The sequence below is a fragment of the Helicobacter fennelliae genome (assembly GCF_900451005.1).
GTDB classification, from domain to species: domain Bacteria; phylum Campylobacterota; class Campylobacteria; order Campylobacterales; family Helicobacteraceae; genus Helicobacter_B; species Helicobacter_B fennelliae.
Genome location: NZ_UGIB01000001.1, coordinates 225167 through 239950 on the forward strand (window position 1 = coordinate 225167; position 14784 = coordinate 239950).

The 14784-nt window shown below is 38.9% G+C and carries 11 protein-coding genes, 2 tRNA genes and 1 pseudogene; 3 read left to right on the forward strand and 11 right to left on the reverse strand.

Annotated elements, in window-relative coordinates; genetic code table 11:
• Positions 1-2: 2 nt before the first annotated feature.
• Genes DY109_RS01205 through DY109_RS01215 form a run of 3 tightly spaced genes read right to left on the reverse strand, consistent with a single transcriptional unit; the run spans position 3 to position 2219 of the window.
• A complete protein-coding gene (locus tag DY109_RS01205) occupies positions 3-644 on the reverse strand; it encodes a lysophospholipid acyltransferase family protein (protein ID WP_023946670.1) in 642 nt (213 codons plus the stop codon).
• 1 nt (position 645) lies between these two features.
• Positions 646-1959 (reverse strand): tRNA (N6-isopentenyl adenosine(37)-C2)-methylthiotransferase MiaB, encoded by a 1314-nt coding sequence (gene miaB, locus DY109_RS01210; RefSeq protein WP_023946672.1) that lies wholly within the window; start codon positions 1957-1959, stop codon positions 646-648.
• Entirely contained in the window at positions 1959-2219 is a 261-nt protein-coding gene (locus DY109_RS01215; RefSeq protein ID WP_023946674.1) for an HP0268 family nuclease, read from the reverse strand. Before DY109_RS01215 ends, miaB begins: the two co-directional genes overlap by 1 nt.
• Before the next feature lie 123 nt (positions 2220-2342).
• On the opposite strand from DY109_RS01215, the gene nusA reads away from it, so the two are divergent.
• Entirely contained in the window at positions 2343-3479 is a 1137-nt protein-coding gene (gene nusA, locus DY109_RS01220) for a transcription termination factor NusA (protein WP_023946676.1), read from the forward strand.
• Between the two features lie 950 nt (positions 3480-4429).
• Here the strand turns inward: nusA and DY109_RS01225 are convergent.
• The 7 genes from DY109_RS01225 to purD all read right to left on the reverse strand — a co-directional run bounded on the left by DY109_RS01225 (position 4430) and on the right by purD (position 11778).
• Positions 4430-4516 (reverse strand) — tRNA-Leu (locus DY109_RS01225).
• 46 nt (positions 4517-4562) lie between these two features.
• Positions 4563-4647, reverse strand: a tRNA-Leu gene (locus DY109_RS01230).
• A 24-nt stretch (positions 4648-4671) separates the two neighbouring features.
• A complete protein-coding gene (locus tag DY109_RS01235) occupies positions 4672-5037 on the reverse strand; it encodes a F0F1 ATP synthase subunit C (protein WP_023946685.1) in 366 nt (121 codons plus the stop codon).
• Between the two features lie 77 nt (positions 5038-5114).
• Entirely contained in the window at positions 5115-7172 is a 2058-nt protein-coding gene (locus DY109_RS01240) for a polyribonucleotide nucleotidyltransferase (RefSeq protein WP_034549174.1), read from the reverse strand.
• Between the two features lie 492 nt (positions 7173-7664).
• Complete coding sequence (locus tag DY109_RS01245; RefSeq protein ID WP_023946689.1) at positions 7665-9992, reverse strand: LPS-assembly protein LptD; 2328 nt, start codon at positions 9990-9992, stop codon at positions 7665-7667.
• A gap of 14 nt (positions 9993-10006) precedes the next feature.
• Positions 10007-10480 carry an RDD family protein gene (locus DY109_RS01250; protein ID WP_023946691.1) on the reverse strand — a complete coding sequence of 158 codons (474 nt, stop codon included), beginning with the start codon at positions 10478-10480 and terminating at the stop codon, positions 10007-10009.
• A complete protein-coding gene (gene purD, locus DY109_RS01255; protein WP_034549282.1) occupies positions 10480-11778 on the reverse strand; it encodes a phosphoribosylamine--glycine ligase in 1299 nt (432 codons plus the stop codon). The genes DY109_RS01250 and purD overlap by 1 nt, the downstream gene beginning before the upstream one ends.
• 404 nt (positions 11779-12182) lie before the next feature.
• Between purD and gmd the strand changes: the two genes are divergently transcribed.
• Positions 12183-13304, forward strand: a complete 1122-nt coding sequence (gmd, locus tag DY109_RS01260) for a GDP-mannose 4,6-dehydratase (protein WP_023946695.1) — start codon at positions 12183-12185, stop codon at positions 13302-13304.
• A gap of 114 nt (positions 13305-13418) precedes the next feature.
• Here gmd and DY109_RS01265 read toward each other — a convergent pair.
• A pseudogene (locus DY109_RS01265) lies at positions 13419-13697 on the reverse strand (hypothetical protein); the annotation flags it as partial.
• Positions 13698-13853: 156 nt separating this feature from the next.
• On the opposite strand from DY109_RS01265, the gene DY109_RS01270 reads away from it, so the two are divergent.
• A complete protein-coding gene (locus tag DY109_RS01270; protein ID WP_023946698.1) occupies positions 13854-14783 on the forward strand; it encodes a DNA adenine methylase in 930 nt (309 codons plus the stop codon).
• Position 14784 lies beyond the last annotated feature (1 nt).

The window sequence follows — 14784 nt, forward strand, 5'->3', positions numbered from 1 at the left end:
ATTTATTCCTTGTGTTCTGTTTGACTGATTTTGGCATTCACCATTTGACGTGCCTGCTCTAAGGACAAATCCCTACTGATAGAGAATCCCTCATTCATAAAATAATGTATTTTACCAAAAGGTAGAGGCAATTTGAATCTATCCCATGTTTTAAACTCATAATATCGGCTAGGAAAAATACGACAAATGGTGATTTTTTTGCCTGTTTTTTGTGCCATCATCATCATACCATCAGCGACTTGGTGATATGGTCCCCTTGGTCCGTCCATTGCCACACCGACATCATAGCCATCATTAAGGGCTTTGAAAGATTCTATAAGCACGCGCACACCGCCACGATTTGAGCCACCAGAATTTGTGCTTCCGCGAATCACTTTCATACCAAAAAGCTCGCACATATTTGCGATGAGCCCGCCGTCAAAATGGCTACTTGCGATGATATATACATTTGGCTTTTTGCGTAATTTACGATACAGAAATGGCATCATCAAAATCTCTCCATGCCAAAATGCAATAATCACATTGTCAGATTCTAGATTTGTATCAATCACAAAGCGATGACGATTAAGTGCATACAAAATCCATACCAAACAATACCCAAGACGAGGAACAAAAAATAAAATCATTTTTTGCTTGAGATTCATTCTAGCCTCTTTTGACGCGCCCAAACAGGCTTCCGCCTTCATTTTTGACAATCTCTACATCGACAAAATCGCCTATTTTGAGACATTCATCATTAATGTGGATAAGTTTGTTATTATCACTCCGCCCTTCACTAAAGCGCATCGCGCCATCGTCAAAGGTATTTTCAATCAGCACTTCATACACCCTGCCAATCTCTTGTGATGCTTTTTCTTGCAAAATCTCTCTATGTCGTGCTTGCAGTGTGCGAAGTCTTGATGAGGCGATGTCTTTTGGCACACTCCATTTATCTCCCCATAAATCAGCCAAAGTATGAGGTCGCCTTGAGTAAATAAAGCTATATAAAGTATCAAAGCGCACTTTTTCCAAAACCTCTAAAGTATCGGCAAAATCGCTCTCCTCTTCACTCGGAAACCCCACGATAATATCTGTGCTTATGCAAAGATTGGGAATGAGGCTTTTCATTTTTTCTACGCGATTTAAAAACCACTCTTTTGTATAGCCTCTACGCATTGATTTGAGAATCTTATTTGAGCCACTTTGTAATGGCATATGGATGGATTTGCATACTTTTTTGTTGCGTGCGAATTCTTCGATAAATTCATCGTCCATATGCAATGGGTGCGGAGAAGTAAATCGAATGCGCTCAATGCCTTCAACGCGCGAGAGTTCAGATAGCAAAGTAGCAAAATTAATTTTCTTATGCTCTGAAGAAAAGCGCACACCATAATTATTGACATTCTGCCCCAAAAGCAGAATCTCTTTTATGCCATTTTGGGCGAGTTTGCGCGCTTCATTAAGGATCAAATCCGAAGGAATAGAAATCTCTTTGCCTCTTGTGTGTGGCACGATACAATACGCGCATGATTTATCGCAACCTATTGAGATATTAAGCAATGCTTTGATCCCGCTACTACGCACACTCTCAAACGCATACAAACTATCATCATAATCCAAATCCACCTCAACTGCTTTGTCTTTGTGGATTACTTGCGTGATTTTGGAGATATTGCGTGCGCCTAGGACGAAATTCACGCTTGGAGCTTTTTTGATAATATCTGCGCCCATGTGGCTTGCTGTGCAACCACAGATTCCGATTTTGGCATTTGGCTTTTTGATCTGGGCGTATTGCCCTATTTCAGAAAATAGCTTGCGCTCGGGCTTTTCTCTGACAGAGCAAGTATTAATCAAAATCAAATCTGCCTCATCTGCCCTATCAGTAAGCACATAGCCTTCTTTTTGCTCTAATTCCGCGATCAAATGCTCGCTATCGCGCTCATTCATCGCACAGCCAAGTGTTTCTATAAAAAGCTTCATCAATCTATTTTTGAAACAATGTGAAATTCATAAATAAAATCTTTTGGATCAAGTCCATAATGCACCTCATCAATATAGACTTTTTTGCCCTTAGATTCTAGGAAAGTCTTTGCTTTTTGCAATTCCTTATGGCTATTTTCTCTATCAAAATAATAAAAAATGCTGTCTTTATTTGTCGAGCTTATCTGCTCATAAAGCCCATCAAGAGTGATTTTTTTGGGTGTTTGCCCAATATCCATAGTGGCTAATTTTAATTCCATAAGTATGCGCCTCCAAAATAAAATTTGACGCATTGTAACTAGAATTGCCTTAAAAATTTGCTATAATGCAAAAACTTCAAAGATTCTCCAGAAATATTCTCAAAAATTAAGGATACAAACATAATGGAAAAAATACTTGATATTGTTGAACTCATAGCGTGTGAAAAGGGCTTGGAAACTTCTGTAGTTTCGCAAGTGCTAAAAGAAACACTCATCAAAATGGCAAAAAAATATTTTGGCGAGAATCTAAATTATATCGTTGAGGAAAACCAAAAAGATAGAACTTTTAAGCTTATCCACCTTGTAAAAATTTGCGCTGATGATGATTTATTACTAGAATCTAGTCCGCAAAATTACATCTCTCTCACACAAGCGCGCCAAAGCTCGCCAGAAGTCAATATCGGCGATGAGATTTATTATGAAATCGGGCTTGAAAATATGAGTCGCAATGCGGTGAATTCGTTGTTTTTGGATTTGGAATACCAAATCCAGCGCACAATCGAGAATCAACTTTTTGTCAAGCTCAAATCCATGCTTGGTAAAATTGTCAGCGGGCAAGTAGTCGCTATCGATAAGGCTGAAAATACCTTTGTCGAAATCGAGGATATGAGGGCTATTTTGCCACTCAAAAACAGAATCAAAGGCGAAAAATTTAAAATCAATGACACAATAAGCTGTGTGCTAAAAAATGTAAAAAGCAGTAAAGATGGGCTATACATCGAGCTTTCGCGCACGACTCCAAAAATGCTTGAAGCTCTCCTTGAGAGAGAAGTCCCAGAAATCAAAGATGAGGAAGTGTGTATTTTTAAAAGCGCGAGAATACCCGGTGATCGGGCAAAAGTGGCTCTTTACTCCACAAATGTGCGTATCGATCCAATCGGCTCGACAGTAGGAACAAAAGGTGTGAGAATCAATGCAGTAAGCAAAGAGCTTCATGGCGAAAATATCGATTGTATCGAATATTCTGAAATACCAGAAGTCTTTATAGCCAAAGCTCTAGCCCCAGCGCAGATCTCTTCTGTCAAAATCACACAAAACGATGAAGAAGCAAAAAAGGCTATCGTCTCTATCGCCGCCGATCAAAAAAGCAAAGCAATCGGCAAAAATGGCGTGAATATCCGCCTTGCTTCTATGCTTACAGGATTTGACATCGAGCTAAACGAGATTAGCAAACCTAATGATGAAAAACCAGAATCTACACAAGCTACACAAACGCAAAAAGTCGGCATTGACGCATTACAATCACTCTTTAAAGAATAAGCAAAGCTTTCATTTATATTGCGATATATAGAATCTAGAATCTAGCTTTTAAGCGATTTGAGCTGCGAGATTTGTTTTTCGCTTTGTCAATGAATCATGAGTTTTATTTCTTTGAAGTTCTATCCCCTCACTTTAAAACTTCACAATCTATCAAACCCTTGCAAACCCTTGCAAACTCATCTTAAAATCTAGGATTTTTACACGCTCTTTTTATCTCCATAGAATCTAGATTCTAATTTGTCATTGCGAGCAGTTGTAAAACTGCGTAGCAATACAGAAAATGAATTTTAGATTCTCTTTTGCTTTGTTGCTTCGCACCTCGCAATGACAAACTCGCCCCGACATTGCAAGCAAAATTGAAAATTTTGCGTAGCAATCCATAGAATCCGCTTTGTCATGTCTTAAGAAGTGCCATAGCACAACCGAAGAATCCAGAAAAAAGCAATAAATAAAAAATAAAGTCTGCAAAAGTAAAGCCTAGATTGCAACGCTAACGCTTAAGGCATGACAAGTAGAGTGCGTCAAAACAATATAGAATCTAAAAATCAAAAGTGGATTTTTATAGATTGCCACGCAAAGATAAACCTGCTCCCTCAATTGCGAGGACGACAGGACGAAGCAATCTAGTCAAAAAATGGATTGCCACGACTTCCTAGCGGAAGTCTCGCAATGACGACAAAAAACGATAGATTCTAGTAGATTCTATGCAAACACAAAAAGAGCGTGTAAAAAATTCTCTATTTTTAGTTTATTTTTGTAGTTTTGCGAGTTTGGCGCAAGATAAACCAAAGTGAGTCGCATTATATTGTGCGTCGCAAAAATAACACAAGATGAAACCAAACAAAGCAATCTGCAAAAAGAAGCAAAAAGAGGATTTAGATTCTATACAATCACTAAAAATCATCACAAAAAGCAAAAGTAAATAAAAAATAGCCGTAGTTAATATTCAGTGGTGCCGAGGGTCGGACTCGAACCGACACAGGGTTGCCCCTACTAGATTTTGAGTCTAGCGCGTCTACCAGTTTCACCACCCCGGCAATGCAAAAATAGCTCCATAATAAATGATAAAAAGAATAAAGAAAGTGGTGCGCTGAGCGAGACTTGAACTCGCACGGGTCGCCCCGCCACCCCCTCAAGATGGTGTGTCTACCAATTCCACCACCAGCGCAAACCCCTCAAAAGAGGGTAGAATCTAGCCTAATAATGCCTTAAACGCATCAACAACCATTTTAGATTCTGGCAAAAATGGATTCCCATAAATCGCAATGATTGCAAATACCAATGTATAGATAACTTGCGCTTCAATCAAAGCAAGCGCGATAAACATTGTTCCCAAAAGTTTTCCGCCAATGCCAGGATTGCGCGCTGTCCCAGAAATTGTTGCAGCAGCTGCATTACCCATACCGATCGCACCACCAAGTGCTGCGATACCAAGCCCGATCACACCGCCTGCGACCGAAAGAGCCACGACTAAAGACAAATCACTACCATTAAAAACGCTCTCTCCTGCAAATGCAAAGCCGATAAGACCGAAACATAATACTAAAAATGCTTTCATTTTTTCTCCTTGATTTAAGCTATGAGGACAATCCTAGCTCGAAAATAAAATTAGATTATCTCAAAACCAAACTAAAACTAAGCTAAAGAAAGCTCAATTTTGCCTTTAAATGTTCCATAAATTTGACATTTAAGCCTTTGCCCTTCGTGAAATCGAGTATAAATACTTTCATTTGTTTTTGGAATCCTGCTGATATGCAAAAGCCCGTCTGCATTGCCACAAGGAAGCTCGACAAACACACCAAAATCAGCCACTTTTTTGATGACACCCTCAAATACTTCTCCGATTTTGTATTGGGGCTGCGTGCCAACGATTTTGAGAATGTATTGCTTGGCTTCAAGGAGCGATTCTTTGGAATCCGCATTGATTTGCACTTCGCTTTTTTCGCGATTTAGATCAATGCTAACTCCAAATTTTTCGATGATTTCTTTGATTGTTTTACCGCCCTGCCCGATAATATCAACGATTTTTCCATTAGGCACGCTAAAAGTTTCAGTTTTAGGAAGCACATTTTCATTAATGACAATTTCCAAACTCGCCTCCTCCATTTTGTCTAGAATCTTGATTCTGGCGCGTTTGGCTTGATAGAGCGCTTCTTTTAAAATATCAAAATCTAATCCTCCAAGCTTAATATCCATTTGCATGGCTGTGATGTTGTGCCTTGTGCCTGCGACTTTGAAATCCATATCGCCATCATGATCTTCTAGCCCCATAATATCTGTCAAAATCGCATATTCATCATTTTCTATCACAAGCCCCATTGCCACGCCTGCGACAAGCTCATTATAAAACCCGCACGCACGCAATGCCAAAGATCCTCCACATACGCTCGCCATAGAGCTTGAGCCATTAGATTCTAGTATTTCAGAGACTAAGCGAATCGTATAAGGGCTGTCAATTATGCTTGATTCCAATGCTCTTTTAGCAAGATTTCCATGTCCTAGCTCTCTTCGCCCGACACTACCAATCGGGCTTGCCTCACCAACGCTAAATCCGGGAAAATTATAATGAAACATAAATTTTTCTTTTGTGCTTCCACTAAGATCCTCTTGAATTTGTGCATCATTATCAGAGCCTAGTGTGCAAACCACCAACGCCTGCGTCTGCCCGCGCGTAAAGAGTGCGCTTGAGTGCGCGCAAGGCAAAATATTTGTCTCTATTGTGATAGGTCGCACATCTTCTAATCCCCTTCCATCAGCTCGCTTATGAAGCTTCAAGATAAGAGAGCGGACTTTATGCTTTTTGTAGAGATTAAGCATATCAGTAATGTTGGCAATGTCATATTGTGGATTCTGCGTAGCGATTTGAAGTGCGATGAGATTGAGCCCATCGCTTCGCTCACTCTTTGACATCGCTAAAAGTGCTTGCTGCACTTGCTCGTCGTATTGTTTTTGGATAAGGGCATAAATCTCTGGATAAGTCTGAATATCAAGCAATGGCAAGGTGAGGATAGGATTTTTGAGCGGAAGCAGATAATCTGAAAATTTTTGAGAATCAAGCGCGATTGTTTTTTGGGCGATTTTGATTGCTTTAAGCAAATCCTCTTCATCAAGATTCTCATCACTTCCTTTCATCTCAATCATTAGCACATCACTATAACTTCCTGATACATACAAATCAAGCGTGCTTTGTTTGAGATCATTTTTGGTCGGATTAATGACAAATTCATCGCCGATTTTTCCGATACGCACACTGCTTATAGGCGGGACAAATTCAAGCCCAGAGATAAGAAGTGCGTTTGCAGCCGCATGTAGAGCGCACACTTGCAAATCACAGATTCCATCATAGCTCAAAACCAAAATCGTAATTTGTGTCGGATAATAATAGCCTTTTGGAAAAATCGGGCGCAATGTGCGATCAATAATCCTTGAAGTCAGAATCTCAAATTCGCTTGGTTTGCCCTCACGTTTGATAAATCCACCCGGAATCTTGCGATTTGCATACGCTTTTTGTATGTATTGCACGGTGAGGGGCAAAAAATCCTCCTGCACCCTTTGCTTTTCAATAGCCACGCTTGCCAAAATAATTGTCCCGCCATTTTGGTATAGCACGCTTCCGCACGCTTGCTTGGCGACATAATTGAGTTTATAATTTTCATTGAGGTTTTCTAATGTAATATCGATTGAGTGCAAGATTGTCTCCTTTGTTGTTTTGGATTCTAGTTTCCATAGATTCTAAATCCTAGCTTTTTAGTAAATTTTGCGGATTTGTTCGCTTGTCTCGACTAGCGACGCACCAAAAGTGCAACTCATTCGCTTGCCTTACAAAGCCACAAAATTTCCTCAAAATTCTAAAATTTCTTAACGCGCCATTGTGTTTTCATAGAATCTAGATTCTAAAAGTGGATTTTATGGATTGCCACAGCCCTAAAAGGCTTCGCAATGACGACAAAAACGATAGATTCTACTAGAATCTATGCAAACACAATAGCACAAGAAATCCTCTATTTTTAGGCGGATTTTAGGGTTGTGTAGAAATTTTTAGACAAGCAAAAACACAAAAAAGTGTAACATTGAAGTTCATCGCAGGCTAAAAATTTCAAACTCCCTGAAATATGCTAAAAAGAGAGGATTTAGCTCTCATGGAAATCTAGATTCTGGAATCTAGAAAACCCACATTATACCCTCTCATCTATTAAATCTCGTTGTAAGTCCAAAACTTGTCAATGGAACAAAATTAAATGTCAAACGCACATAATAATTTTGCTGCACATAGTATGGATTCTCCACATCGCTTGTCAAAATAGGTCGCCGCTGATTGACAAAGCTTAGCCCAATGCCAAAACATCGGACACTTTTATATATGCCGATATTCCAATCTAAAAGAAGGTTTTTTTCGACATCATAGCCTGTTGATGCGCGAAAAGAAAAGATTTTTAAATCATACGCCAAGCTTGCTCGCATATAATGCGCGCCTATTTGGGTAACGAGGATATTTGAGAGTGCATCATAGGCTTGTTTGTCTTTGTAATAATAAGTCAAACTTGATTGAAACGAATTTCTTGTAAAGCTTATCGTGCTTGCTATTTCAGACATTCGCTGCAAATAAAACGAATAAAAAAGGCTAAATGAAACATTAAGCCCTTGAATAGGCGAGAATCCAAACTTACTCTCTAGCGGTCGTTTGGCGATATTTTTTGGATCAATTATGCCATTAGTTCTATTTGCTTCACTTTGAAGCTCATCAAAATTAAGTCGCTGAAACAAACGCCAATACAAAATCTCTTTTCCGGTATTTGTCAAAAAATATTGCGTGAGCTTGAGATCGAGTGTCTGATTAACAATCGAATACGCGCTAATCCCTGATGGATCCCAAATATCATCATAAAATACCATATTGCCATTTGGATCGATGATTTGGTATCTGTTTTGAGACATGAGGCTATTTTGTTTTGTTTGTGCTGACAAAATCCCAATATTGCGATCAAGAAGTCCATTTGAATACGAGAGATAAGGTCCATTAAATAAAGCTTCAAACTGGATAGAATGAAAAAAGCGATTATAGGCTCTGGCTATATCACTATTTAAAGACACGGAATAATTTGCTGAAAAAATATTGCCATTTGTGAGCGCGCCAAGATTTTTGCCCTCCTGCAAAGTCGGCACATAGCTATTGCTCGCGCTTGTTATAAGGAGATTTTCACCATAAAATTCTGACCATACGCCAATAGAGATAAATTTTTTCAAAAGCGAAAGCTGAATCCCCACAGGAACGCGAATGCCATTTTCAATATACCCATAGCCAACTCTACGCATTGTGTTTTTGAACTGATAATCAACCGAATACAACAATCCCTTAAAAAACAGAGAATCTAAATATTTGTGGTATTGGAGATTTGGCAAGGATTGCAAAGTATTGTCATTAGTGATTTGTGCGAGATTCAAAAAATACCTCATATTTAGCCCAAAATAATGCTTTTGGGTTTGGAGATAGATATTAAATTTTGAAGTATAAGTCGGATCATACACCCTGCGATAAATGCTTTTGATACGATAGTAATCCAAGTCATTCATATACAAGAAATTAAGATAGATTCCATTATCAAGCTCGCTTTTGAGTTTGAAGTATTTTTGAAGTGGCGCTCGCCCCAAATGATAGAATCTAAACCCATACACATGCCGATTTCTGACATTAAATTGTTGCATATAATTATCGCCATTATACAAATACCCAAAATCAAGAAAAGTCCGATCATTATGAGAATCCACAGCCCTAATCTCAATCTGTCCTCCCGCTCCTCTCTCTGTCCTTACTTGTGGCGTAATCGTAGTGTCCAAAAAGCTTTTTATCGCCCAAAAATAAGGCTGCGCATATACAAATCCTTCTGTGCTTGAGGTAGCAAAAGAAGGCATAAGCAGACCGCTTTTTCTTGACATATCTGTCGAGAATCTAAAATATGGAAAATAAAAAATCGGAACATCACCTATATAAACGCGTGGATTCCACAAAGAAGCCACTTTGGTATCATCAGAATATTTACCCGAAGAAGCACTAATCCTCCATATTGGATTTTGGATAGCACAGCCAGAGACAACCGCTTGCTTGAAGACATATTCATTTTTTTTACTCATACCATTTTTGGAGTTAATCCAGATTCCGGTTTGCGTATCTTGCAGATATAAAGGCTCGATTAAGCCATATTGATCATTAAGATTAAAGCTTGCTTTTTTGGTCCTTAGCAATAAATTGCCCTCGCGATAGATTCTGACATCACCGCTTGCTTGGACGCTTTTTGTCGTCATATCATAATCAATCCTATCAGCAAGCGTATATAAATCAAGATTAACTAAAATAGCATTCCCAATAGCATGGACTACATTATCTTCGCTTTGGAGTGCATCTGCTAGAATCTCAAATATTTTTTGATTATCTTTATTGTATTGCGTGATGCCACTTGTTGCGGCATTTGCGATACAAACAATACCTAATACTATCCCAAGCCATATTTTTAACATCTACTTTAAAAAACCTATTTTTTTCTACATATTACGATTGTCTTACAAGCCCTATCATAAAGCGTGCGCCTAAACACATCACCAAAGGCAAAAAGAAATGGAATACAATATAATATTAAAGAAAATTGTCGCAATAAAGCTCGCAAAAAGCTTATCGCAAAATTTGGCATATCAAGCGTATCAAGTCGAATAACTTGGATTTTGCATATCATTTTGCCAAGACTCGCGCCATACAAAGCCACAAAAATCGTATGATACACTACATTGATACATAGAATCTGAATCACCATAGGCTGCAAAACCTGTATGACAGACTCGATATTATTTGTATCAAAAGCCACTCTGTATTCATCAAAGAGCACAAATACAATTAAAAAATCAATCAAAAAAGCATCAATCAAAAAAGCAAAAAACCGCTTATCAAGAGGGGCTAAAAAAATATCTTCTCGATCGAGAATCTCTTGGATTTTGTCATCATTAAACTGCATTATAATGCCTTATTTGCAATATCATCGCGATAGATTCTGCCTTCAAACTCTATTGCCTCTAGGATTTTATACGCATTCTCTCTTGCTTGAGGCAAACTCTTAGCATATCCGACAGCAAGCATAACTCGCCCACCACTTGCAAGCAATCTCCCCTGCTTATCTTCGCTCACTCCGCCAAACACAACCTCGCCTAGATTCTCATCATAGGATTGTATCGTGATAGGATATGGCGTAGAATGCCCAAAAGGATAATTATGACTTGCCAAAACAACCCCTACACAATACTCTTTGGCAAATTGTATCGGTAATTGTTTGATTGTTTGAGATTCTACGGCTTTGCAGATCTCAAGTAAGGGCGTCTGAAGCAATGGCATTAACACTTCGCATTCTGGATCGCCAAATCGCACATTAAATTCTAATAAATATGGCTTTTTTTGGTTGTTTTCTTGGACGACCATAATCCCTGCAAATAGCACGCCACAAAAAGGATTCCCCTCTTGTGCCATACCCCGCAAAGTCGGCTCAAAAATCAAATCCGCAATGTCTTGAAGCAATGCCTCATCACATAATGGAGTTGGCGCATAAGCTCCCATACCGCCGGTGTTTGGACCTTTATCGTTATTATAAAGCTGCTTATGATCTTGACAAGGGGGCAATAGCACAAAATCCTTGCCATCACAAATCCCAAACACAGATAATTCATATCCGCTCAAAAATTCCTCAATAACCACACATTTTCCAGAATCTCCAAAGCTCTCACCGCTTAACATATCGCAAATTGTTTGCTTTACTTCATCATAGGTTTGTGCGATGATTACGCCCTTTCCCGCGCAAAGCCCACTTGCTTTAATCACCACAGGAAGAGGTAAAGACAAGGCAAAATCTATGGCTTTTGCTTTGTCGCTTGTTTGGATATACCGCGCTGTTGGTATATTATGCCTTGATACAAAATCCTTCATAAATGCTTTTGAACCCTCAAGTTGCGCGGCTTTTTGACTCGGACCAAAAACACAAAATCCTTGTTCTCTTAACTCATCAGAAAGCCCCTCTACCAAAGGTGCTTCAGGACCAATAATCACAAAATCTATCTGCTCTTTTTGGCAAAACGCAACTAAATCTTGATTCTTAGAAAGAGCGACATTAATGCCCAAATGCTTTGTCCCTGCATTGCCCGGAGCGAAAAAAAGTGTGAGATTTTCATTATCTTTTGATCTATTTTTTTGCGCGTCTTTTTTGAGTCGCAATCCAATCGAATATTCCCTTCCGCCATTTCCAACAATCAAAATTTTTTGCAACATTTTTTGCGCCATGTATAAAACCCATTCTTTAATAAATTACCCAAATAATCGTTACTTTGATAAAGTAGCCCAATAAGCCACAAACAAGGTTAGGAGGATTTTATTAGGCGGCAGATCCTCACTTTTACGCTACAAACGGAAATACCGACACACAAAAACCACTACCCAAACCTAAAATACTTTTTATACAACGGACTCACCAATAAAGAAACACGAATTATTCAGGCGCGGTATTATAAAATGATTGAGTTTAAAATTGGGTTAGAAAAAACAAATAAATTTGCTATAATCACAAAATTTATATACGCTTACACGCTTGGAAATCTCATAAAGTGATTAAAATCCAAAATGGCAAATTGAGGCGAGAAAAATACAACAACAAAACCATAACGAAAGAGTAAAAAATGAAAGAAGCAAAAAAAACAGCACTTATCACTGGCATCACAGGGCAAGATGGCGCGTATTTAGCGGAGTTTTTGCTCAAAAAAGGCTATGAGGTGCATGGTATAAAGCGCCGCAGCTCGCTCTTTAATACTGACAGGATCGATCATCTCTACCAAGATCCGCATGTCTCAAATCGTAATTTTTTCCTGCATTATGGCGATCTCACAGATTCACTCAATCTTACGCGAATCATCGCTGACACAAAGCCTGATGAGATCTATAATCTCGCGGCAATGAGCCATGTGGCCGTGAGCTTTGAGACGCCAGAATACACTGCAAACGCCGATGGCATAGGGACGCTTAGAATCCTAGAGGCTGTACGCCTGTTAAATCTCACACAAAAAACAAAGATCTATCAAGCCTCCACAAGCGAGCTTTATGGGCTAGTGCAAGAAATCCCCCAAAGTGAGAAAACACCCTTTTACCCCCGTAGCCCTTATGCTTGCGCGAAGCTTTATGCGTATTGGATCACGATAAATTACCGCGAAGCGTATGGTATTTTTGCAAGCAATGGAATCTTATTCAATCACGAAAGCCCCATACGCGGCGAAACATTTGTCACGCGCAAAATCACGCGCGCCGCGGCTAAAATCGCGCTTGGGCTGCAGGATAAGCTCTATCTTGGGAATTTGAGTGCTAAGCGTGACTGGGGGCATGCAAAAGACTATGTACGTATGATGTGGCTTATCTTGCAGGCAAAAGAGGCGGAAGATTGGGTGATAGCCACAGGTGTGACCACAGAAGTGCGCGAGTTTGTGCGCAAAGCCTTTGGTGAGCTTGGCATTGAGCTAGAATTCCGCGGGGAAGGCGCAAGCGAAAAGGGCTTTGTGAAGGCTTGCCATGGGGAGTTTAGGCTAGATTCTGGGCGCGAAATAGTCGCTGTGGATCCGCGCTACTTCCGCCCCACTGAAGTGGATCTGCTCATTGGCGATGCGTCAAAAGCGCGACAGAAGCTTGGCTGGATTCCAGAATATGACTTAGATGCGCTCATTAAAGATATGGTAGCAAGCGATCTTAAGCTCATGCAAAAGGATAAGTATCTCAAAGATGGCGGCTATGATATCTTTAGCTACTTTGAATAAAGGCAAGTATAAATACAATATTTAAGGATATAACATGAAACAAAGCTACAAATGGACACTCTCATCACTCATTAAATTTGAATGTATAAGTTTGTATGGAAGAACTTTTTTACAACGCATTGAACTTTGTAAGTCCTCTAACGCTTCATCATTCTCCGTCCGCCAAAAGTCATTTTCGGTGATGAAATCTCCCTCTTTAAATTCTTGATAACGCGAGGGACGAACGCTTGTGATTGTCTTACCCTCGGCACGAAATTCTACAAGCATACCCACACTAGGCATACTTCTTTTGTCGCTCCACGACTGGCGGTTAAATTCAAAAAAAAGCTTCGCCGAATTTGTAACCGTCCCTCTATCTGTGGAGTCCATATAAATCACTATTTTACCGTGCATTATTTCTTCCTTGAAATTTCATAAGTTAAAAATTTAGCACAATTAAACTTATTTTTAATTTTTCTTGCAAATTTTAAACTACAAAACAAAGAAGTCAAATTAAATTAAAATGCTAAACTTTTACATTTATAAATTTGATAAGGATTATTCAACACGGTGAAAAAAGAAACTTTTTTGCATCATCTCAAAGGCAAAAATCTTGTTTATAAACGCTACACAAAAAGCCCCCTGCGTTATGGTGGGGGTAAATCTTTGGCGGTGGGATTAATTTTAGAGCAAATTCCTAGTGATACAAAAAGACTTATTAGCCCATTTATCGGCGGTGGAAGTGTGGAAGTAGCAGTAGCTTTAGAGCTTGATATTGAAGTTTTAGCTTTTGATATATTTGATATTTTAGTGAATTTTTGGCAAGTTTTATGCAAGGATTCTAACGCACTTTATAATGAGCTTTTAAAGCTAGAACCCACAAAAGAAAATTACACAATAATCAAAAACGAGTTAAGTTTGTTTTGGAATGAAAGGCATAAAAACCCTAACAATAAGCCCAAAATAGAGCTAGATTCTCTCACGCTTGCAAGGGATTATTATTTTAATTTTAATCTAAGCTATGGACCCGGATTTTTAGGCTGGATGAGTAAAATCTATGAAGATAAAAATCGCTATTTGAAAGCTTTAGAGAAAATTAGAGATTTTAAAACGCGCAATCTCAAAGTAGAAATGGCGAGTTTTGAAGCAGTGTTTAAAAAATATCCTAATGATTTTTTCTATTGCGACCCGCCATATTTTTTAGAGGGAGATTCTAAAATGTTTAAAGGAATCTATCCTATGCGAAATTTCCCTATTCATCACAACAACTTTAATCACGAGCTTTTAGCAATTTGTCTTAAAAATCATAAGGGCAAATTTATCTTAAGCTACAATGATTGCGAGTTTGTGCGAGAAGCTTATAAGGATTTTAAAATCTTAGAGCCAAAATGGCAATATACAATGGGACAAGGTGAAACAAGAATAGGTAAAAATCGTGTTATGCGTGGCGATACAGATAACACAAAGCAAAGCCACGAACTTTTGATTATAAAGGAGTGAA

Bases quoted from the DNA above. Each gene is read 5' to 3' on its own strand.
- DY109_RS01205 (WP_023946670.1), bottom strand. From the start codon at position 644: ATGAATCTCAAGCAAAAAATGATTTTATTTTTTGTTCCTCGTCTTGGG.
- miaB (WP_023946672.1), bottom strand. From the start codon at position 1,959: ATGAAGCTTTTTATAGAAACACTTGGCTGTGCGATGAATGAGCGCGAT.
- DY109_RS01215 (WP_023946674.1), bottom strand. From the start codon at position 2,219: ATGGAATTAAAATTAGCCACTATGGATATTGGGCAAACACCCAAAAAA.
- nusA (WP_023946676.1), top strand. From the start codon at position 2,343: ATGGAAAAAATACTTGATATTGTTGAACTCATAGCGTGTGAAAAGGGC.
- DY109_RS01235 (WP_023946685.1), bottom strand. From the start codon at position 5,037: ATGAAAGCATTTTTAGTATTATGTTTCGGTCTTATCGGCTTTGCATTT.
- DY109_RS01245 (WP_023946689.1), bottom strand. From the start codon at position 9,992: ATGTTAAAAATATGGCTTGGGATAGTATTAGGTATTGTTTGTATCGCA.
- DY109_RS01250 (WP_023946691.1), bottom strand. From the start codon at position 10,480: ATGCAGTTTAATGATGACAAAATCCAAGAGATTCTCGATCGAGAAGAT.
- purD (WP_034549282.1), bottom strand. From the start codon at position 11,778: ATGTTGCAAAAAATTTTGATTGTTGGAAATGGCGGAAGGGAATATTCG.
- gmd (WP_023946695.1), top strand. From the start codon at position 12,183: ATGAAAGAAGCAAAAAAAACAGCACTTATCACTGGCATCACAGGGCAA.